Below are 20,110 nucleotides of genomic sequence, written 5' to 3'. Positions count from 1 at the left end.
AAGGCATTATCCGCCAAACCACCGTCATGCCCGGGCTTGTCCCGGGCATCCCCGTCGGGCCGAGGGCGCGATGAGCGGAAGGTGTTCCCGGCCGCTCCACGTGGATGGCCGGAACCCGCATGTTTGCGGGTTCCGTTCCCAGGGGCGGAAGTCGGCAACAGCCGACTTCCGGGACAAGCCCGGCCATGACGGCTTGGGGGTCAACGAGGCCGAGCCGCGCCGCCGCAGGCGCTCCTACTCAAACGCTCCGGGGCTCGCTGCGCCCCCCTCACACCCGCTCGATATACCGCGTCACCACATCCACCACATGCCGGCGCCGGGCCGCGCGCTCGTCGGCGGTGGCGAGGTCGCGGCCGAAGGCGGTGGAGAGGGTGGGGTTGTTGGAGAAGTAGAAATAGCTGATGGCCGAGATGGTGAGGTAGAGGTGCAGCGGGTCAATGCCGGGCCGCAGCGTGCCGTCGGCGGCGCCGCGCGCGAGGATGGCTTCCAGCCGGGCGATGAGGGAAATCTGCATCTCGCGCAGGCGCAAGGAGCGGCGCAGATATTCGCCGCCGAGCAAATTCTCGCTGTTGAGCAGCGGAATGAGGTGGGGGTGCTGGGCGGGATAGTCGAACTTGAATTCGGCGAGGCAGGTGATGGCCGCAAGCGGCGCCATGGCTTCCAGCGCCAGCTCGGCCTCCGCGACGCGCATGTCGGTATAGACGCGCTCCAGCACCGCCAGATAGAGGTCTTCCTTGCTGCCGAAGTAATAATAGATCATGCGCTTGTTGGCGCCGGCCTCCTCGGCCACCACGTCCACCCGCGCGCCGGCGAGGCCCTTGGCGGCGAATTCCGCCTCGGCGGCCTCAAGGATGTTCAGCCGCGTCTTGTCCGCATCCCGCGTCGCCGCCTCGCGCTGCGGGGCGGCGGTGGTGGAGCGGGCCGCCTTGCGGGCGGGAGGGGATGCGGGCATCGCAGGGTCCGGAACTGGCAACGAAACAGGAAACGTGACGAGAGCGCGCCCGCTCAAGCGCTGAGTCTTGCGCCGGGCTTGCGCGGCGAACGTTGCGACACGGCGAGCCGCTGTTCAAGTCCGATCGTTTGCGGATGGAACAATGCCAGATCCATCAGTCGCAGATCGGGCGCGATATCAGGGCGGAAATCCATGTGGGCGAGCACGTCATGCTCCAGGTCGATGCCGGGGGCGATCTCGATCAGCTCCAGCCGGCCGGAGCCCCCGCGCCGGAATACCGCGCGCTCGGTGACATAAAGCGCCTCCTGCCCGATGCCGGCGGCATAGGCGCCGCTGTAGGTGAGCTGCTGGAGGCGATCGACGAACTTGCGGTCGCGCCCTTCCCTGCGGATGACCGTCTTTCCGTCCGGCCACGCCATGTCGAGCCCGCCCGAGGTGAAGGTGCCGGAGAAGACCACCTTCTTCGCATTCTGCGAGATGTTGATGAAGCCGCCGGGGCCGATGATGCGGTCGGAGAAGCGCGAGACGTTCACCGAGCCCTCCGCATCCACCTCCGCGAAGGAGAGGAAGGCGATGTCGAGGCCGCCGCCGTCGTAGAAATCGAACTGGTAGGGCTGGTCGATCATGGCGTGGAAGTTGCGGCTGGCGCCCACCTCGTTGCCGCTCGCCGGCGCGCCGCCGATGAGGCCCTGCTCGTTGGTCAGCGTAATGGCATCGAGGCACCCTTCCTCCGCCGCCACGGTGGCGATGCCGGTGGAGATGCCCGAGCCGAGGTTGCAAACCGCGCCTTCATACAGCTCCAGTGCCGCGCGCCGGGCGATGACCTTGCGTGGATCGAACGGCAAGGGCGCGATGGCGGAAAGCGGTATCTTCAGCTCGCCGGCATAGGCGGGGTTGTAGTCCGAGACATAGGTCTGCATCTGTGTGGGATCGACCACGACCACGTCCACCAGAATACCGGGGATCTTCACCATCTTCGGGTTCAGCGTGCCGCGCCGGGCGAGGCGCTTCACCTGCACGATGACGGTGCCGCCGGCGCGCTTGGTGGCCTGCGCCATGGAGATCATCTCGCCGAAGATGGCCTCCTGCTCCATGGAGATGTTGCCGTCCTCGTCCGCCGTGGTGCCGCGCAGGAAGGCGATGTTGGGCACGAAGGGCTTGTAGAAGAGCCACTCCCGCCCGGCGAGCTGGACCACCTCCACCAGGTCTTCCGTCGCCGAAGGGCTCTGCCGCCCGCCGCCGAGGCGCGGGTCGATGAAGGTGTTGAGGCCCACATGGGTCACGAGGCCGGGGCGGCCGGAGGCCATCTCGCGGGTGAGCTGGGAGAGGGCGCCCTGCGGCAGGGTGTAGGCCTCGACGCGGTCCTCCAGCGCCATCTTCTCCACCGGCGGGGAATCCACCAGCGTGCCGCAGACGACGCGCTTCAAGAGGCCGTCATGGGCGAGATGGCCGACGCCGCGGGTCTTGCGGTCGCCGAGGCCGACGGGATGCATGGTGGTGAGGTCGCGCGGGGCGCCCTCCTTCAGGAAGCGCTCGGCCACGGCGGCGATCAGCGTGTCCGGCACCGCATGGCCGCCGCCCGAGCCGCCGATGAGGATGGTGTCGCCACTCTGCACCAGCCGCGCGGCTTCCTCCGCGCTCAGAACGCGCATCGCCATGTCGATTCTCCCTGCCGTTCCTGCCCATCGCGGCGCCGCCGGGCCTCGAGGCACGGGGCTCCGTCTTGATTAACTCACCAGTTAGTTATATGTCTCGATGCGTCCATCGTCAATTCGCCCCGTGCCGCGCGGGCGCGCCGTCGTGCGCGCCTCAAGGCGGCCGCGCGGCCCAGAGCCACCGGATCGCCCATGAGCAATTTCGAGACGCAGGACGTGCTCAGCGTCCATCACTGGACCGACACGCTCTTCAGCTTCCGCACCACCCGCAGCCCGGCGCTGCGCTTCATCAACGGCCAGTTCACCATGATCGGGCTGGAGGTGGACGGCCGCCCGCTGGTGCGCGCCTATTCCATCGTCTCGCCGAACTATGACGAGGAGCTGGAGTTCTTCTCCATCAAGGTGCCGAACGGCCCGCTCACCTCGCGCCTCCAGCACCTGAAGGTGGGCGACCGCATCCTCGTCGGGAAGAAGCCCACCGGCACGCTCATCCACGACAATCTCCTGCCCGGCCGCACGCTCTATCTGCTCGGCACCGGCACGGGGCTCGCGCCTTTCCTCAGCATCATCCGCGACCCGGATACCTATGCGCGCTTCGACAAGGTGGTGCTGGCCCACGGCTGCCGCACGGTGGCCGAACTCGCCTATTCCAACTACCTCACGACGGAACTGCCGGAAGATCCCTTCCTCGGCGAGGAGGTGCGCGAGCGGCTCATCTATTACCCCACCGTGACGCGCGAGCCCTTCCGCAACCAGGGCCGGCTCACGGACCTGATGACCTCCGGCAGATTCTTCACCGACATCGGCCTGCCGCCCCTCGACAAGGCGCACGACCGGGTGATGCTCTGCGGCAGCCCGGCGATGATCGCCGACATCCGCGGCCTGCTCGACGCGCAGGGCTTCGCCGAGGGCAGCATGTCCGAGCCGGGGCATTATGTGATCGAGAAGGCGTTCGTGGAGAAATAGGGGGCTTCCTCTTCACGCTCATAGCCGTCATCCCCCGGCTTGTCCGGGGGATCCACCTCGCCACACGCGGGGGGCCTGACAGCGCAGAGCCGGCCCGGCCGTTCCGTGGATGCCCCGGACAAGCCGGGGCATGACGGTCTTGAGGTTAGCGCGCGGAACCAGACGGGCGAGAACGACGCCCCCGTCCTGTCACGCTTCTTGCTTGGCCGTCCCCATGGCCATGAAATTCTACATGACGCCCGGGTCCTGCTCCACGGGCATCCACATCCTGCTCGAGACGCTGGAACTCCCGTTCGAGGCGTGGATCATCAACATCCCCGCCGGCGACCATTTGCGTCCGGACTATCTCAAGATCAACCCGCGCGGCACCATCCCGACGCTGGTGCCGGACGGCGGCGAGCCCTTGTGCGACTTCAGGTCCATCGCGCTCTGGCTCGCCCGCACCTATCCGCGCGGCAAGCTGCTGCCGGAGGATCCGGCGCTGGCGGCCAAGGCCGAGGAGCTGATGAATTTCGCCATCGGCCATCTGCACGGCGAGGGCTTCACCCGCGTCTTCGTCGCCGAGCGCTATGTCGCGCCGGAGGATACCGGACGTCTGAAAGACGACGTGACATCCCATGGCCGGGAGATCGTGACGCAGGGGTTCGACATCGTGGAGCGTCGCCTGCCGGAAGAAGGCTTCGCCGTGGGCGAGCGCTTCTCCATCGCGGACGCGGCTCTGTTCTACAACGAGTTCTGGGCCGACCGCACCGGCATCCCCATGCCGCCCAAGGTGAAGGCCCATTACCAGCGCCTGCGCGCCCGCCCGGTGGTGCGGCAGGTGCTGGCCGAGGAGGGCTACCGGACCTGAGCGGAATCCCGCGGGATTTTGCTCTGCGTCAGCACCCCGTCGCGGCAACGCCGGTATCGTGGCATCATGCTGCCCGTTACCGTCCCATCGTCCGAGCCCTACCGACACGCCGCCGAGGCCGTACTCGCCGCGCTGGGCAGCGATGCCGAGCGCGGCCTGTCGTCCGCCGAGGCGGAGCGGCGGCAGGCGGCCTTTGGTCCGAACCTGATCGCGACCGCCCCGCCGCGCGGAGCATGGCGGCAGTTCCTCGACCAGTTCGCCAACGCCCTCGTTCTCATGCTCGTGGCCGCCGGAGCCATCTCGGCCGCCATCTGGCTGCATGAGCGCGAGACGCCTGTGCCCTATGAGGCGCTGGCGATCTTCTCCATCGTGCTCATCAACGCCGTGATGGGCTATGTGCAGGAGGCGCGGGCGGAGCGCGCGGCGGCGGCGCTGCGGCAGCTGTCGGCGGCCCAGGCCCGGGTCGTACGCGACGGCGCGCCCCTGTCCATCGACGCGGCCGGCCTCGTGCCCGGCGATGTGATTCTCGTGGCGGAAGGCGACACCATTCCCGCCGACGCACGCCTGCTACGGGCCACCGCATTGCAGACGGTGGAGGCGGCCCTCACCGGCGAGAGCGTGCCCACCGCGAAGGATGTGGCGGCGCTGCCGGACGGGGCCGAGCCGGCGGACCGCGCCAACATGGTGTGGAGCGGCACCCATGCGGTCTATGGCCACGGCCGTGCGGTGGTGACGGCCACCGGCATGCAGACGCTGATGGGGCGCATCGCCGGCCTCATCGAGAAGGCGCCGCTGGACCAGACGCCCCTCCAGCGGGAACTGGAGCGGGTCGGCCGGGTGCTCGGCGCCGTCGTCCTCGCCATCGCCGTCGCGGTCATCGGCACCATCCTCCTCATGGAGGGCGTGCGCGACCTGCCACACGTGCTGAACGTCCTGATCCTCGGCGTCGCCCTCGCCGTCGCCGCGGTGCCGGAGGGCCTGCCGGCGGTGGTGACGGCGGTGCTGTCGCTGGGCATGCAGCGCATGGCGCGCAACAAGGCCATCGTGCGCCGCCTCGCCGCCGTGGAGACGCTGGGCTCGGCGACGGTGATCGCCTCCGACAAGACCGGCACCCTGACCCGCAACGAGATGACCGTGCGCCGGGTGGTGACGGCAAGCGGCAGCGTCGCCCTCACTGGAACCGGCTATGCCCCCGACGGCGCGCTGGAATTTCCCGACGCGCCCGCCGACCGGCTGGCGCTGGAGCAGGAGGTCGAGCGCGCGCTCATCGCCGCCGAGCGGGCCAACAACGCCATCCTCCGCCAGGGCGCGGACGGCTTCGTGGTGCATGGCGATCCCACGGAAGGCGCGCTCATCGTCGCCGCGCGCAAGGCGGGCCTCAGCGCCCTGGCGCTCGATGCGCGCTTCGCCCGGCTGGGCGAGGTGCCCTTCTCGTCCGAGCGCATGCTCATGAGCACGCTGCACAGCGACGCGGAACGCCCCTCCCACCTCGTCCTCGTCACCAAGGGGGCGCCGGACGTGCTGCTCGCCCACTGCACCGGCGAGCTTCGGGGCGAGGCCGAGGTGCCGCTCGGCGAAGCACGCCGCGCCGCCATCCTTTCCGCCAATGACGCGCTTGCCGGCGAGGCGCTGCGCACCCTGGGCGTCGCCTACCGGACCTTGCCGGCCCCCGACCTGGCGGATGGCGCCGTCACCGCGGAGCACGAGCGCGACCTCGTCTTCATCGGTCTGATCGGCATGATGGACCCGCCCCGGCCCGAGGCGCGGGCGGCGGTGGCTGAGGCCCATGCCGCCGGCATCCGCACGCTCATGATGACCGGCGACCATCCGGCCACCGCCGCCGTCATCGCCCGCGAACTCGGCATTCCGGTGGACGTTGGGGTCGTGACCGGGGCCCGCATCGCCGCCATGGACGAGGCCGGGCTGGACCGGGTGGTCGCGCAGGCGTCCGTTTATGCCCGTGTCGATCCCGAGCACAAGCTGAGGATCGTCGCGGCCCTTCGCCGGGCCGGCGAGACGGTCGCCGTGACCGGCGACGGGGTGAACGACGCGCCGGCCCTCAAGGCGGCGGATATCGGCATCGCCATGGGCACCACCGGCACGGACGTGTCGAAGGAGGCGGCCGACATGGTGCTGGCGGACGACAATTTCGCCACCATCGTGCGCGCCGTCGCGGAAGGCCGGGCGATCTTCGCCAACATCCGCAAGTTCCTGCGCTATCTGCTCTCGTCCAACATCGGTGAGGTGATGACCATGGTCCTTGGGCTGCTGCTCGCCGACCGCATCGGCCTTTCGGCCGCGGCCGGAGCGGCAGGCGGGGGCGTGGCGCTGCCGCTGCTGGCCACCCAGATTTTGTGGATCAACCTCGTGACCGACGGCGCGCCCGCGCTCGCCCTCGGCATCGATCCGGCCGACCGGGACGTGATGTCACGGCCGCCGCGCCGGCGCGGAGAGGGCGTCATCACCGGCACCATGTGGGCGGGCATCGCCTTCGTCGGCGCGGTGATGGCGGTGGGTACGCTTTTCGTGATCGACCTGTCGCTTCCGGGCGGGTTCGTGGAGGGCGACGGCACGCTGGCCTATGGCCAGACCATGGCCTTCACCACCCTCGTTCTGTTCCAGCTGTGCAATGTCTTCAACGCGCGCTCCGACACGGCGAGCGCCTTCGTGCGGCCCTTCGCCAACCGCTGGCTCATCGCCGCCGTCGCGGCGTCGCTGCTCCTCCATGGGCTGGTGCTCTACCTGCCGGCGCTCCAGCGGGCTTTCTCGACGGTTCCGCTCGCAACGGGCGACCTGGTGCTGTGCGCGGCGGTGGCAAGCTCGGTCGTGTGGACGCGCGAGCTGTGGAAGCTCGGCGCGCGGGCGATCCGGCGGGGGAGGCCGGCATGAGCGGCCTGTCGTCGATCTGTCAGATGCCGGTCGTAAAGCGGAGGCGCCGCAAGTCCTACACAGCCTTTCGACACCCGGCGCCCGCCCGCGCGGCCGGCGCGTGGGCGGCTGTGTGTGCGGGTGACCGTGTAAGAGACATGGAGGCGGAAGCATGGAGAAGACCCTGATCGTCGAAGCGCTCGGCGAGGGCGGGTTGCTGCTCCCGGCGCGGCTGGAACATGCGCTCGCCGCCAATGACCGCGCCAAGCTGCGCATGACCGCTTTGCAGGACGCCGCCGCCCGCGCCCGTTCGCCCGCCTCTCCCGTGCGGCCGCTGGACGCCGAGGCCCATGCCGCCGGCCTCTCGGGCGACGGGCTCGATGCGGTGGTCGCCAGCGCCCGGCTGCTCGACGGCGGCGGCTATCAGGTGGCCGGCGCCGGCCGCCTCACGCAGGCGATCCTCGACGACATCGCCGCCATGGCCGACCCTCTGGAGGCGGCGGGGGAGGCCGGCGCCGACGCCTTCGCCGCGCGCCTTGCCGCTTTGCGCACGGCGTTCGGCGCGGGCACGGACGACATTCTTTCCGTCGATATCCTCTCCGAGGCCGACCTGGTGCGCCTCACCAGTGCCCGGCGCGGCGGGGCGGACAGCGCGCATCTCCTCGTCATGGACCTGCACAAGGCGCTGAACCGCCTCTCCGCCGCCCTCTCGGCGGAGACGGTGGCCGGCGCGCGGACGCTGGGCATCGCGGAGGACGACAAGCCGCGCATCGCCGCCTTCATGGCCGGGCTCGCCGAGACGCGGGGGCTGATCTTCGGCCATCCCGGCCTCGACACCACGGCGAGCCGCAGCGGGGCGCGCCTCGTGATCCAGAATGACATCGGCACCACCGATGCCCATGTCATCATCATCGCGGTGGAGGGGCTCGGGGCCACCGTCACCTACACCGACGTGCATCGCTCCCGCGCGAAATTCTTCATCTCCCTGTTTTCGGACGCGGGGGCCGAGTGGACGCCGCTGGCCGAGCGCACGGCGGCGGGCATCGCGGGGGGCGCGGCCTTCCACCTCGTCACCGGGCGCTTCACCGCGAAGGACGCGGAGGCGCTGGACGGCTTTCTCGCGGCCGTGGGCCGCAACATCGTCTTCCTCATCGACTGGAACAAGGCGCGCAAGGCGCTCCAGACCTTCGTGGACAAGCCCACCGCCATCGCTTTGCTGCGCACAGCGGCGCGCGGGGCCATCGGCCATCGCGGCTTCCTGGAGATGGGCGGGCCGGAACTGGTGTTCGATGCCGTCCGCCGCAGCGCCGAGGGGCGGGTGCCCTATGGCGCGCGGCTCGACCGGGTGCTGGGGCGTGAGGGCGCGGCGCGCTTCCTCGCCGAGGTGCTGCGCCTCGCCAGCGAGGGATTGGCCGCCGGCCGCTCGGCCCGGCTGATCCGCGACGAGGTGCGGGCGGAGCTGGCGCGCAGCTTCGGCTCGGTGGAGGAGGAGATGCTGGCCGTGGTGCTGCGCCAGCTCGGCATCGCCCGCATGCTGGCCGGCGAGGTGGCCGGCGTGCTCGATGGCCCGGCGGACCTCTCCGATGCCGCCCGCGATGGGCTCCGCAGCCGCGCCAAGCGCCTGGAGGAGAAGGCCGACCGGCAGATCATCGGCGCCCGCGAGCGGGCGAGCGGCCCGTTCGGACAGGGCGGCCGCTTCCTGCCCGTGGCGGATGCCGCCGAGCAGGCGGTGGATGCGTTCGAGGAGGCCGCCTTCCTCGCCAGCGCCGCGCGCTTGAAACCGGGCCTCGCCGGCCCGCCCCTGCGCGATCTCGCCGCCGGCGCGGTGGTGTGCTGCTCCGACCTGGTGCGGGCGGTGGCCGCCGCCAGCGAGGGTTCGGCCGGCCGGCGGGAGGACGTGACCGACACGCTGGAAGCCATCGACGCCGTGACCGAGGGCGAGCGCCGGGCCGATGCCGCCCATCGCCGGGTTCAGGAGGCCACGCTGGCGCCGGCCGCTAACGACCCCATCGATGCCGGGGCGCTGGTGGCCACCCTGGAACTCGCCCGCGCCATCGAGGGCGCCACCGACGAACTGGCCCGCGCCGCCCTCGCGCTGCGCGCCTCGGTGCTGGAGGAGATGGCCCCGTGAAACACGACACCCCGCACCCCATCGCCTTCATCGGCCCCGGCGGCACCAAGGCGCCCCTCACCGCGCATGACTTCGGCTCCAAGGCCGCCCAGCTCTGGCGCATGAACGCGCTGGGGCTCGACGTGCCGCCCGCCTTCGTGCTCTCCACCGCGCTCTGCGGCGACCGTCGCGAAGGCGCCCTGCGGCGCCTGCTGGAGGAGGGGCTCGGCTTTCTCGAATCGGCCACCGGCCGGCGCTTCGGCGACCGACGCCGCCCGCTCCTCGTCTCGGTGCGCTCCGGTGCGGAAAAGTCCATGCCGGGCATGCTGGAGACCGTGCTGGACGTGGGCATGACCGCGGAGACCGCGCGCGGCCTCATGCGCCTCCACGGCAACCCGCGCCTCGCCTTCGATTGCCATCGCCGCTTCATCGAGGGCTGGTGCGAGGTGGTGGCCGGCCTGCCGCGCGCGCCGTTCGAACAGGTGCAGCGCGATCTCATCGCCGCCGAGCAGGCGTTGAGCGAGCAGGGGCTGGACCCGGAGGCGCTGGAGCGCCTCGCCGCGCGCTATCTCGACCTCGCCCGCGACGGCTACGGTTCGACCGTGCCCGCCGACCCGCGTGACCAGCTCGCCGAGGCGGTGGAGGCGGTGTTCCGCTCCTGGGCGGCGCCGAAAGCGATCGAATATCGCCGGCTGAACCATCTGGAGCACTTGGCCGGCACGGCGGTGACGGTGCAGGCCATGGTGTACGGCAATGCCGGCGTGCGCTCGGGCTCCGGCGTCGCCTTCTCGCGCAATCCGGCAAGCGGGGTGCCGGGCCTCTATGCCGACCTGCTGTTCGATGCGCAGGGCGAGGATGTGGTTTCCGGCCGCCGCCAGCCGGTGGGGCTCGACCGGCTGGGCGCGGTGTTGCCCGATGTCGCCTCGGCGCTGGCCGAGGGCGTCGCGGCGCTGGAGCGGCATTATCGCGACGTGCAGGACGTGGAATTCACCTTCGAGGAGGGCCGCCTCTATTTCCTCCAGACCCGCGCCGCCAAGCGCACGCCGCGCGCCGCCCTCAAGATCGCGGTGGACATGGTGGCGGAAGGCGCCATCACCCCGGCCGAGGGGCTGGCGCTGCTCGAAGGCGTGGATCTTTCCGCCGTCGCCGCCACAAGCTTTTCCGGCGATGCGGAGCCGGTGGCGCACGGCGTCGCCGCCTCGCCCGGCACGGTGAGCGGCCGGGTGGCGTTCGACGAGGAGGGTGCGCGCCGTCTCACCGCGGCGGGCGATCCGGTGATCCTGCTGCGGCCGGATGTGGCGACCGACGACATCGCCGCTTTGGCGCTGGCCGCCGGCATCCTCACCAGCGTGGGCGGGCGCACCGCCCATGCCGCCGTGGTGGCGCGCCAACTGGGCCGGGCCTGCGTGGTGGGCTGTTCTGCCCTCGTCATCGATGGCGCGTCGCGTCGCGCCAGGCTCGGGGCCGAGACGCTCGGGGAGGGGGATTGGCTGTCCCTCGACGGCGAGGCGGGCAGCGTCTTCCTGGGCCGGCGCGCGGTGGTGTCGGAAGAGCCGCAGGCGGAGCTTGCGGCGGTGGCCGGCTGGCGGGTGGCCGCGCCTGCTCCGGCGTGACGGGCGGCCGATCCATCAGCATGCCTCATGGGTTGCAGCTCAAACTCTCATTAGGTTGAATGGATCGCGCGCGGTAGCCTGTGGCCCGATTTCGGCAGGCGGGCACGCGGCAAGCATGACTTCACAGACGACGGACACGCACAGGGCGGCCGCGCCAATCCCTACGGGGCGCTATGTGGCGGGGGCGCTGTTCGGGCTGGCGAGCGTCACCATCTGGGCGGGGTGGATGTCCATCACCCGGCTCGGCGTCACCTCTTCCCTCGGCGTGTTCGACGTCACCATGCTGCGCTACGCCACCGCCGGCCTCGTGCTGCTGCCGGTGCTGCTGCGCCACGGGCTGGGGCTCGACAAGGCGAAGCCGTGGCAGCTTCTCGTGATGATCGCGGGGGCCGGCGCGCCGTATGCGGTGGTGGCGGGCTTCGGCCTGCGCACCACGCCGGCGGGGGAGGCGGGCGTGCTCATTCCCGGCGTCATGCCCCTCTTCGTGGCGCTGATCTCGGCCGTGGCATTGCGCGAGCGGTTCAGCATGCAGCGGAAGGTCGGCTATGCGCTCATCCTCGCCAGCGTGGCGCTGATCGCCGGGGTGGGGGCGGTGGCCACCGGGCTGGGATCGGGCATCGGCCACCTCCTGTGCATGGCCGGCGCCTTCATGTGGGCCTGCTATGCGGTGGCGCTGCGCAGGAGCGGGCTCGGCGCGCTCCACGCGGTGGCGGTGGTGTCGGTGGGGTCGGCGGTGTTCTATCTGCCGCTGTACGGACTGCTGCACGGCTTCACCGTGCTCGATGCGCCGCTGCGCGATGTCATCTTCCAGGCGGTCTATCAGGGCGTCTTCGCCACCGTGATCTCGCTGTTCCTGTTCGCCCGCTCTGTGGCGCTGCTGGGCGCCTCGGCGGGCGCGGCCTTCGGCGCCTGCGTGCCGGTGATGGCGGCGCTCATGGCCATCCCCATCCTCGGCGAGTATCCCTCCGGCAGCGACTGGCTGGGCATCTTCGCCGCCACCATCGGCGTCTATCTCGCGAGCGGGGGGCCGCTCCCGCGCCGCGGCTGAGCGGCGAGGGCAAGGCAGAAGGCCGCCCGCCGCTCCTGAGCGGCGGGAAGGGCTTTAAGAGGCCTACTTCGCCGCCTGCTGGCGCAAAGCGGGCAGCCGCCCTCGGCGAGGGGACGGAACGCCTCGTGGCCGGGAGTGGTGCGGATGAGCTTGCGATAATCCTACGGATACTTCTGCTCGGCCGGCGTCTTCACCTGCAGCAGATAGAGATCGTGGACCATGCGGCCATCCTCGCGGATGCGCCTGCCGTGGGAGAAGAAATCGTCCACCGGCGTCGCCTTCATCTGCGTGGCGACGGTCGCGGCGTCTCCATTACCCCTCACCCCGGCCCTCTCCCGCAAGGGGAGAGGGGGGATGGCCGATCTGTCTCCCCTCAGGGCTTGAACGCCGCGCAGGCGATGCGGGCGCCGGCGCCGCCGATGGGCTGGGTGATGAAATCGTCGGGACTGGCGTGGATCACCAGCGCGAAGCCGCCCGGCTGGCCCAGCCCGTCCTTGTCGGTGAGGCCGGTGGTGCTCGACACCTCGGCATTCACCGAGCCGTCGGCGTTGGCGAAGATGTTGGGCAGGTCGCCCTGGTCCGGTCCGTTAGGGTTGAGCAGGCCGTGGGCCTTGTCGTGATGGTTCACGTGACCCTTGGAGTCCATGAACTTCGCGGTGTCGGAGCAGTTCGCGACCTGGTGGAAGTGGATGCCGTGCCAGCCGGGGGGCAGCGCGCCGGCGGACAGCGCCACGCGCACGATGGTGACGCGGTCCGTGCCCGTCGCGGTGGCGGAGCCGATGGTCTTGCCCTCGTTGTTGATGATGTCGGCCTTCACCACCTTCGCGGCGGGCGCGGCGGCGGGGGCAGGGGCCTGTGCGAAGGCCGGTGTGGCGACGAGCGCGCCGGCGAGAATCGGGGCTGCGAGAAGGGCAAGAGAGCGCGGTGTCCGGGCGGGGCGGCGGGCACTGGTGAACGGACGCATGATCGTTCCTCCTCCGGCCGGACGGCGCGCCGGCCTCGACGACGAGCCTACATCAAGGCTGCGGCGAACTCGACCGGGCCGCAGCCGGCCCGTCCACCCCTATCGCCACAGGGGTGCGAACGTTCCGGGCCTCGATTGGAATTTTTCCAGCAAAGCTTGCGATGCCCCCTGATGGTCGCGGCAGGGCAAAGCTGGCGGCGTCGGGACGTTGATGTAATGATGCGGTTCCCGCTGATTTCGCCATGGTGCGACGCCGGCAATGACTTGCCCCTGCGCGCGCAGAGGCCACCGCTTCGTCTTGCGGTGCGCCGCGTCTCCGCCTAGATATTGGACGAATGCCCCTGTTCTGCCGGATCATCTGTTTTGATCGATAATAGTTCAAATATTGAGGCCCGTATGACCACCGCCGAACTCGACCGCCCCGCGCCCCGCGCCGAAACCCGCGCATCGGCGCTCAAGGCCCTGACCCATGCCGCCCATGAGCGGCTGGACGGTGCCATCATGGCCGGCCGGCCGTTCGAGAGCCGCGAGCGCTACGGGTGCTTCCTCGCGGTGCAGTATCTGTTTCATCGCGACATCGCCGCGCTCTATGACAGCCCCGCCCTCGGCGCGCTGCTGCCCGACCTTCCCGGCCGCCGCCGCCTCTCCGACATCGCCGACGATCTGGCCGATCTCGGCCTCCCCGTGCCCGCGCCGACCGAGGCGCCCGCGCTGGGAGCGGCGACGCCTCTGCCTGAGGCGCTGGGCTGGCTCTATGTGGCGGAGGGCTCGAACCTCGGCGCCGCCTTCCTGCTGAAGGCCGCCGCCGGCCTCGGCCTCGACGAGCGCTTCGGCGCCCGGCACCTGGCCGCCGCGCCGGAGGGGCGGGGGCTCCACTGGAAGACCTTCGTCGCCGCGCTCGATGCCGTGCCCCTCTCGGCCGAGGAGGAGGCGCGGGCCGCCCGCGGCGCGGAAGCCGCCTTCAATCGGGTCGCCTCCTATGTCGGTGACGTGTTCGGCTGATCCGCCTACCGTCATTGCCTACCGCCAATCCACCTGCCGCCAAGCTCTGGACGCCGTTGCCCCGGCCCGCATAGTCTCGCGCCGCTCGCGAGCGGGAGGGGACCATGGGGGACGGGGTGCTGTCGCGTCGTGCGTTCGTTGCGGCGCTATCCGCCGGCTTGGCCGGGGTTTCACAGGCCTCGGCCGCGACGGCCGGGATCGATCCGAAGCGGGTGGCGCGCGTCGCCATCCATCCCGCCATCGGCGTGGCGCGGGTCGGCAACAGCAAGGACGCTTTCTATTTCGGCCCCGAGGTGCCCGGCGGCGTGCCCGCCGGCCCGTTCAAGGATGAGGCCGGCGCCATGGCCCGGCAGGCCGCCCGCTTCCGCCTCTTCGCCTATGACGCGCAGGGGCGCGTGCTGGGCGAGGTGACGGCGCGCGAGGCGGAGGTGTCCTGGACGCTGACCGTCGCAAACACCAAGGCGCTCTGGTACGGCATCGACATTCCCTTCGACCTGCCCGGCGCGCCCGCCGCCGGCCGCCGCAACGCCAAGGTGGCGGACCGCGCCAGCCTCGCCATCGTGCCTGGTCCACGCACCGTCTCAGGGCCGGGCGCCGCGCCCCAACGGCTCGATGGCGGCACCTTCCAGGGGCAGAAGGTGACGCTCGGCGAGGTCATGACCGACACGGACGGCCGCCTCGTGGTGATGCCCGCGTCCGGCCGCTGCCATCCCGCGCCGGACGCCCCGCCCATGAGCGGCTATGCCGACAATGACGGCTGGGCCGACGACACCGGGGACGGGCCGGTGGATGCGGTGGTGCGCATGGGCGGGCGGGAGTTCCGCGCCGATCCCGCGTGGCTCATCAGCGTCGGCCCAAACTATGCGCCGGCCATCGCCACCAGCCTTGTCACGCTGCACGACGTGGTGGAGGCGACGCTGGTCGCAGCCGGCAAGCGCAAGGCGCCGCCGACGGTGTTCGAGGACCACGTCTGGCCGGTCTTCGCCCGCCTCTCCGATCTGCAATGGGTGAACGCCGGCTTCTTCGCGAAATTCGGGTTCGGGTCGGCGAAGGATTTCGCCAGCCCCGCCTTCCGCGCCCGCCTTGCCGATACGGCACCGGCCAATGCGGCCTTCCGCGCCGAGATCTTCGCCCTGTTCCGCGATCCCGCCTCCGGGGATGTGCGGCCGGACCTCGAGCCGCAGCTCTACGGCGACCATCTGGTGATGCCGCCCGACGCCATCGAGCCGCGCCAGTGGATGACGCTGACGCCGCTGCAATATGCCCATCTGCGCAACTGGGCGGCCGGCCGCTTCACGCCCGGCCGTCCGTCGCGCACGGCGCGGCTGGAGGAGATCGCCGTCGCGGGCCGGCCGGCGGCGCTGGACCGGGCTTCGCTGGAGGCGTGCGTCGGCGGGCCGTTCCATCCGGGGCAGGAATTCCCGTGGATCGCGCGCGTGCCGTGGATCTGGACCGCCGACATGCGCCTCGCTTCCACCGCGCGGGCGGTGGACCTCACCGACTACGGCCCCGAATTGACCTCGCCGGAAGCACTGTCGAAATCCGGCCCGCTCTCCCGCCTCGGCCCCGGCGGCATCACCCAGTGGCTCGGCCTGCCGTGGCAGGCGGACTGGGCGAGCTGCCGCTCGGGCTACCAGTCCTCCATCTCGCCCGTGCTGCCCGCCTTCTGGCCGGCGCGGGTGCCAAACACGGTGCTGTCGGAAGCCGACTACAAGGTGGTGATGGACACCGCCCGCGCCATCGAGGAGCGCCGCGCCGCCTTCGCCCGCCGCCGCGACTGGGAGCGCTTCATCAGCGCGCCGACCCGCCCGCCGGTGCTCGCCGCCATGGCGCAGGACTGGTTCCGCCTCGGCATCGTCGCCGACCGTCCCGGCCCGCGCGACGGCGCCTTTCCCGGCCGCATGAAGGTGGAGACGCTGGTGGGCTTTTCCCGCGAGCCGGACGTGAGCTATGGCGCCAACACGCTCTATCCGCAGGCGGCGACCTTCCCTCTGGTGACCGCCAATTCCGACGACAACAGCCTGCGCCTCGTGGATGCCGAGGGCGCCGTGACGGTGATGGCCCTCTCCGCCCCGCTGGAGCGGCCCGAGGGCATGACGCGCAACCTCGACGGCAATCTCTACGTCTCCTGCATGAATGCCGGCTATGTGCGGCGGGTGACGCCCAAGGGCGAGGTCTCCCTGTTCGCGGAGGGCTTCTCCCAGCCCATGGGCATCGCCGCCGACCGGCAGGGCAATCTCTATGTGGCCAACTGGGTGGAGAAGGGCTTCGTCTCCGTCATATCGCCGGACGGGAAGAGCCGCGTGCTGGTGCCGCCGGAGGCCGGGCTCGTGTCGCCCATCGGCGTCATCGTCACGCCGGATGGCGCGCTGCTGGTGAGCTGGGGCGGCACCTCGGTGGCGCGGATCAACGCCACCACGGGCGAGATCATCAACCTCCACTGGCTCACCGGCTTCCGCAATCCGCGCCAGATGGCCTACGACACCTCCTACCGCCTCTATGTGGCGGACCAGCTGGACAATGGCGTGAAGCGCTTCGACCCCCTCGGCGCGCCCATCCCGCTCATCCTGCGCGGGGCGGAGCTGACCATGCCGTTCGGCCTCGCCTTCGACCTCAAGGGCGATCTCTACACGTCGCAGACGCGCGGACGGCTCATCAAGAAAGTGCAGCTGAAGGGCGAGGTGGGCATCGTCTCCGACTTCGCCGATGGCCTGCCCAATCCGGGCGGCCTCGTCTTCATCGGATGAGGTGCGATCTGCTGGTCGCCGGCGCCGGCCCGGCGGGCGCCGCCGCAGCCATCGCCGCGGCGGGGCGGGGGCTGAACGTGGTGCTGCTTCACGATGCCCGCGCCGCCACATGGCCGGGGGAGAGCCTGCCGCCGGGCATGGCAGGGCTGGTGGACGCCGCCTTCGGGCCGGGACTGCTCGACGAGGACCGTCACCTTGTCTCCTACGGCGCGCGCGCCGCGTGGGGCAGCGATGATCTCGTGGAGACGGATTTCCTCGCCAATCCCCTCGGCGGCGGCTGGTTGCTGGACCGCGCCCGCTTCGATGCCGATGCGCGCGCCCGCGCGGCGGCGGCCGGCGCGGCGGTTGTGGAGGGGCGGCTGGAGGCCATCGCCGCCGCCTCCGATGGCTGGGACATCACGCTGAGAGACAGCCGGCGCATCGTCGCGCGCTTCATTCTCGATGCCACCGGCCGCGCCGCCGCCGTGGCGCGGCGGCTGGGCACGGGGCGCGAGGCCTCCGACCGTCAGGTGGCGCTGGTGGCGACGCTGGATGACGCCGACCCCTATCGCGGCACGAGCGTGGAGGCGGTGGCGGATGGCTGGTGGTACACGACGCCCCTTCCCGGCGGTCGGCGCGTCCTCGCCTTCCTCACCGATGCCGGCCTTCTCGGGGACGGCACCGCCGGATGGGCAAGGCGCCTTGAGATGACGCAGCACATGCGGCGGATCGCCGGCGCGGCGGCGGGCGCCGCCCCCCGTATTTGCCCGGCCGAAACCGCCGCCGAGCGCACCCTCCACGGCCCGCGCTGGTGCGCGGCGGGGGATGCGGCCATGACGTTCGACCCCCTGTCCTCGCAGGGCATCTCTGCCGCCATCCTCATGGGCGCCCGCGCCGGCGCGGCGGTAGTGGATGCGCTGGCGGGGGAGACCTCCGCCTTTGACGACTGGGCGGAGGATTACCGCACCCTTCAGGGCGAGACCGCCGACCTCGGCCGTCATTACGCTGTGCTGGAAACCCGCTGGCGCGATGCGCCTCTCTGGGCACGTCGGCGGATGGCGGGGGCGTAACGAGCATTTCGGGCCGGCTCGCCTGCCCGCCGCGTCCATCCGATGATAGACAGGCCGCAGGGAAGAAACCGGGGGGACACCATGGGCACGATCGTATCGCTGCGCTCGGAGGCGCTGTCGGCGGAGATTTCCACGCTGGGCGCCGAGCTGCGCGCGCTTGCGGATGCCGAGGGCCGCGCTTTGCTGTGGCATGGCGACCCGGCCTTCTGGACCGGTCGCGCGCCGCTGCTGTTCCCCATCGTCGGCGAACTGCCGGACCTCACCCTCGTGCATGAGGGCAAGGGCCATTCCATGCGCCGGCACGGCTTCGCCCGCTTCTCCGTCTTCGAGGTGGTGGCCGAGGCGCCGGACCGGGCCACCTTCCGCCTCCTGCCCAGTGAGGCCACGCGCGCCGAATATCCCTTCGATTTCGCGCTGGAGGTCACTTTCGCCCTCGAAGGCGCGACGCTGGCCATGGAGGCGGTGGTCACCAATCCCGGCCCCGGCGTCCTGCCGGCGAGCTTCGGCTACCACCCGGCCTTCCTCTGGCCGCTGCCCTATGGCGGTTCGCGGGCCGAGCACCGGGTGATCTTCGAGCATCCCGAGGCCGCGCCGATCCATCGCCCGGTCAACGGCCTCCTCTCCCGCGCCGTCGAGCCGAGCCCCGCCGCCGACGGCGTGCTGAAGCCGGACGATGCGATGTTCGAGCGGGACGCGCTGATCTTCCTCGGTCTCAACTCCCATCGCCTGCAATATGGCGTGCCCGGCCGGCCGGGGCTGGACATCACCTTTCCCGGCATGCCGGACCTCGGCATCTGGACCAAGCCCGGCGCCCCCTACCTCTGCATCGAGCCATGGTCCGGCTATGCGACGCCCGAGGGCGATGCCCGCCCGTTCGTGGAGAAGCCGGGCCTTCTCCACATCCCGCCGGGCGAGCAGCGCCGCTTTGTGATGACCGTGCGGCTGATCCCCGAAATCGCCGCCTGAGGAGCGCTAAGCGCCTTTGAACATACGCGCTTTCGCTCCGCGCGCCGCATGGCGGCGGGCGCCATCCCCTGCCGGTTGGGGCTGTCCCGCGTCATGCCCCTTGATGGAACGCGCCGGGTTTGCTTCCATCAGGGCATGACGACCGGCCTGATCGAGATCCGCAGGGCCAAGCCCGCCGACGCCAAGGCGATCGCGGCGGTCCATGACGACGCCTGGCGCACCGCCTACCGTGGAATCATTCCGGGGCTTGAACTGGAGCGCATGGTGGAGCGGCGCGGCCCGCGCTGGTGGGATGCCGCGATCCGCCGGGGCAGCCGCCTGTCCGTCCTGCTCGTTGGAGAGGATGTCGCCGGCTACGTGAACTATGGCGGCAACCGCGCCAAGGCGCTGCCCTATGGCGGCGAGATCTACGAGATCTACCTGCACCCGCAATACCAGGGCCTCGGCTTCGGCCAAAGGCTGTTCGCGGCGGCGCGGCGCGATCTCGCCATCGCCCGGCTCGGAGGTCTCGTGGTGTGGGCGCTCTCGGAAAACGAAGGCGCCATGGGCTTCTACAAGGCGCTGGGGGGGCAACCGGTCGCATCCTCGACCGAGCAGTTCGGTTCGAAAACACTGGACAAGACCGCCTTCGCTTGGCAGCGGTAGCGCCCGGACAGGCATGAGCCCGTCCGGTCCGCAGAGCCCGCAAAGCCTTGTGCCGTGTGGGTTCGACTTTGGTCGGAGCGGGCCTGAAGTCCCGTGGCCAGTGGCAAGAGCGAGCATCCCATGCGCATCGACGCGATCCCGATCGGCAAGAACCCGCCCCACGACGTGAACGTGCTGATCGAAGTCCCGATCGGCGGGGAGCCGATCAAGTACGAGATGGACAAGGCCGCGGGCACCCTCTTCGTGGATCGCTTCCTCTATACCGCCATGCGGTATCCCGGAAACTACGGCTTCATCCCGCACACCCTCTCCGGCGACGGCGACCCGTGCGACGTGCTGGTGGCCAACACCCGCGCGATCGTGGCCGGCGCGGTCATCTCGGTGCGCCCCGTCGGCGTGCTGCTGATGGAGGACGAGGCCGGCATGGATGAGAAGATCATCGCCGTGCCCTCCTCCAAGCTCACCAAGCGCTACGACAAGGTGAACAACTACAGCGACCTGCCCGAGATCACCCTCCAGCAGATCGAGCACTTCTTCGAGCACTACAAGGATCTCGAACCCAACAAGTGGGTGAAGATCGTCGGCTGGCGCGATGCCGCCGAGGCGCACAAGCTCATCCTCGAAGGCATCGAGCGCGCCAAGGCCGAAGGCAAGGAAGGCTGAGGGCTGCGCTGC

Annotated in this window: 16 protein-coding genes; 12 read left to right on the top strand and 4 right to left on the bottom strand. The window is 70.7% G+C overall.

Annotated features, from left to right (window positions below):
- Window positions 1-268 precede the first annotated feature (268 nt).
- Complete coding sequence (locus J2126_RS08895; RefSeq protein WP_209485833.1) at window positions 269-952, bottom strand: TetR/AcrR family transcriptional regulator; 684 nt, start codon at window positions 950-952, stop codon at window positions 269-271.
- A gap of 53 nt (window positions 953-1,005) precedes the next feature.
- Window positions 1,006-2,610 carry an acyl CoA:acetate/3-ketoacid CoA transferase gene (locus J2126_RS08890; RefSeq protein ID WP_245327255.1) on the bottom strand — a complete coding sequence of 535 codons (1,605 nt, stop codon included), beginning with the start codon at window positions 2,608-2,610 and terminating at the stop codon, window positions 1,006-1,008.
- A gap of 189 nt (window positions 2,611-2,799) precedes the next feature.
- Between J2126_RS08890 and J2126_RS08885 the strand changes: the two genes are divergently transcribed.
- From J2126_RS08885 to J2126_RS08860, 6 genes are all read left to right on the top strand, one after another.
- Window positions 2,800-3,573 carry a ferredoxin--NADP reductase gene (locus J2126_RS08885; protein ID WP_209485831.1) on the top strand — a complete coding sequence of 258 codons (774 nt, stop codon included), beginning with the start codon at window positions 2,800-2,802 and terminating at the stop codon, window positions 3,571-3,573.
- Window positions 3,574-3,793: 220 nt separating this feature from the next.
- Entirely contained in the window at window positions 3,794-4,423 is a 630-nt protein-coding gene (locus tag J2126_RS08880) for a glutathione S-transferase family protein (RefSeq protein ID WP_209489992.1), read from the top strand.
- 66 nt (window positions 4,424-4,489) lie between these two features.
- Window positions 4,490-7,312, top strand: a complete 2,823-nt coding sequence (locus tag J2126_RS08875) for a cation-translocating P-type ATPase (RefSeq protein WP_209485829.1) — start codon at window positions 4,490-4,492, stop codon at window positions 7,310-7,312.
- A 151-nt stretch (window positions 7,313-7,463) separates the two neighbouring features.
- The gene (locus J2126_RS08870) at window positions 7,464-9,422 is read left to right on the top strand and encodes a hypothetical protein (RefSeq protein ID WP_209485827.1); all 1,959 of its coding nucleotides are present in this window, start codon (window positions 7,464-7,466) and stop codon (window positions 9,420-9,422) included.
- Window positions 9,419-11,014 (top strand): PEP/pyruvate-binding domain-containing protein, encoded by a 1,596-nt coding sequence (locus J2126_RS08865; protein WP_348634268.1) that lies wholly within the window; start codon window positions 9,419-9,421, stop codon window positions 11,012-11,014. The genes J2126_RS08870 and J2126_RS08865 overlap by 4 nt, the downstream gene beginning before the upstream one ends.
- Before the next feature lie 115 nt (window positions 11,015-11,129).
- Window positions 11,130-12,062 (top strand): DMT family transporter, encoded by a 933-nt coding sequence (locus J2126_RS08860; RefSeq protein WP_209485825.1) that lies wholly within the window; start codon window positions 11,130-11,132, stop codon window positions 12,060-12,062.
- A gap of 161 nt (window positions 12,063-12,223) precedes the next feature.
- Here J2126_RS08860 and J2126_RS25925 read toward each other — a convergent pair whose 3' ends face one another.
- Entirely contained in the window at window positions 12,224-12,385 is a 162-nt protein-coding gene (locus tag J2126_RS25925; RefSeq protein ID WP_209485823.1) for a hypothetical protein, read from the bottom strand.
- 50 nt (window positions 12,386-12,435) lie between these two features.
- Window positions 12,436-13,026 carry a superoxide dismutase family protein gene (locus tag J2126_RS08850; RefSeq protein ID WP_209485821.1) on the bottom strand — a complete coding sequence of 197 codons (591 nt, stop codon included), beginning with the start codon at window positions 13,024-13,026 and terminating at the stop codon, window positions 12,436-12,438.
- A gap of 396 nt (window positions 13,027-13,422) precedes the next feature.
- On the opposite strand from J2126_RS08850, the gene J2126_RS08845 reads away from it, so the two are divergent.
- The 6 genes from J2126_RS08845 to ppa all read left to right on the top strand — a co-directional run bounded on the left by J2126_RS08845 (window position 13,423) and on the right by ppa (window position 20,098).
- Entirely contained in the window at window positions 13,423-14,028 is a 606-nt protein-coding gene (locus J2126_RS08845) for a biliverdin-producing heme oxygenase (RefSeq protein WP_209485819.1), read from the top strand.
- A gap of 104 nt (window positions 14,029-14,132) precedes the next feature.
- Entirely contained in the window at window positions 14,133-16,775 is a 2,643-nt protein-coding gene (locus J2126_RS08840) for a LodA/GoxA family CTQ-dependent oxidase (protein WP_209485816.1), read from the top strand.
- Complete coding sequence (locus tag J2126_RS08835; RefSeq protein ID WP_209485814.1) at window positions 16,772-17,824, top strand: NAD(P)/FAD-dependent oxidoreductase; 1,053 nt, start codon at window positions 16,772-16,774, stop codon at window positions 17,822-17,824. The genes J2126_RS08840 and J2126_RS08835 overlap by 4 nt, the downstream gene beginning before the upstream one ends.
- Window positions 17,825-17,905: 81 nt before the next feature.
- Window positions 17,906-18,790: an aldose 1-epimerase family protein gene (locus J2126_RS08830; RefSeq protein ID WP_209485812.1), complete on the top strand. Its 885-nt coding sequence runs from the start codon at window positions 17,906-17,908 to the stop codon at window positions 18,788-18,790.
- A 135-nt stretch (window positions 18,791-18,925) separates the two neighbouring features.
- The gene (locus tag J2126_RS08825) at window positions 18,926-19,435 is read left to right on the top strand and encodes a GNAT family N-acetyltransferase (RefSeq protein WP_209485805.1); all 510 of its coding nucleotides are present in this window, start codon (window positions 18,926-18,928) and stop codon (window positions 19,433-19,435) included.
- 120 nt (window positions 19,436-19,555) lie between these two features.
- Window positions 19,556-20,098, top strand: coding sequence for an inorganic diphosphatase (gene ppa / locus J2126_RS08820; protein WP_209485803.1), 543 nt, complete (start codon window positions 19,556-19,558; stop codon window positions 20,096-20,098).
- Window positions 20,099-20,110: the final 12 nt, after the last annotated feature.

This window comes from Xanthobacter flavus (assembly GCF_017875275.1).
GTDB lineage: Bacteria > Pseudomonadota > Alphaproteobacteria > Rhizobiales > Xanthobacteraceae > Xanthobacter > Xanthobacter flavus_A.
The sequence above is the reverse complement of the archived record's forward strand: the minus strand, read 5'-3'. Positions and strand labels throughout refer to the sequence as shown.

Coding starts and splice junctions, on each gene's coding strand:
- J2126_RS08850 (WP_209485821.1), bottom strand. CDS start 13,026: ATGCGTCCGTTCACCAGTGCCCGCCGCCCCGCCCGGACACCGCGCTCT.
- ppa (WP_209485803.1), top strand. CDS start 19,556: ATGCGCATCGACGCGATCCCGATCGGCAAGAACCCGCCCCACGACGTG.
- J2126_RS08860 (WP_209485825.1), top strand. CDS start 11,130: ATGACTTCACAGACGACGGACACGCACAGGGCGGCCGCGCCAATCCCT.
- J2126_RS08825 (WP_209485805.1), top strand. CDS start 18,926: ATGACGACCGGCCTGATCGAGATCCGCAGGGCCAAGCCCGCCGACGCC.
- J2126_RS08870 (WP_209485827.1), top strand. CDS start 7,464: ATGGAGAAGACCCTGATCGTCGAAGCGCTCGGCGAGGGCGGGTTGCTG.
- J2126_RS08885 (WP_209485831.1), top strand. CDS start 2,800: ATGAGCAATTTCGAGACGCAGGACGTGCTCAGCGTCCATCACTGGACC.
- J2126_RS08895 (WP_209485833.1), bottom strand. CDS start 952: ATGCCCGCATCCCCTCCCGCCCGCAAGGCGGCCCGCTCCACCACCGCC.
- J2126_RS08875 (WP_209485829.1), top strand. CDS start 4,490: ATGCTGCCCGTTACCGTCCCATCGTCCGAGCCCTACCGACACGCCGCC.
- J2126_RS08835 (WP_209485814.1), top strand. CDS start 16,772: ATGAGGTGCGATCTGCTGGTCGCCGGCGCCGGCCCGGCGGGCGCCGCC.
- J2126_RS08890 (WP_245327255.1), bottom strand. CDS start 2,610: ATGGCGATGCGCGTTCTGAGCGCGGAGGAAGCCGCGCGGCTGGTGCAG.
- J2126_RS08840 (WP_209485816.1), top strand. CDS start 14,133: ATGGGGGACGGGGTGCTGTCGCGTCGTGCGTTCGTTGCGGCGCTATCC.
- J2126_RS08830 (WP_209485812.1), top strand. CDS start 17,906: ATGGGCACGATCGTATCGCTGCGCTCGGAGGCGCTGTCGGCGGAGATT.
- J2126_RS08880 (WP_209489992.1), top strand. CDS start 3,794: ATGAAATTCTACATGACGCCCGGGTCCTGCTCCACGGGCATCCACATC.
- J2126_RS08845 (WP_209485819.1), top strand. CDS start 13,423: ATGACCACCGCCGAACTCGACCGCCCCGCGCCCCGCGCCGAAACCCGC.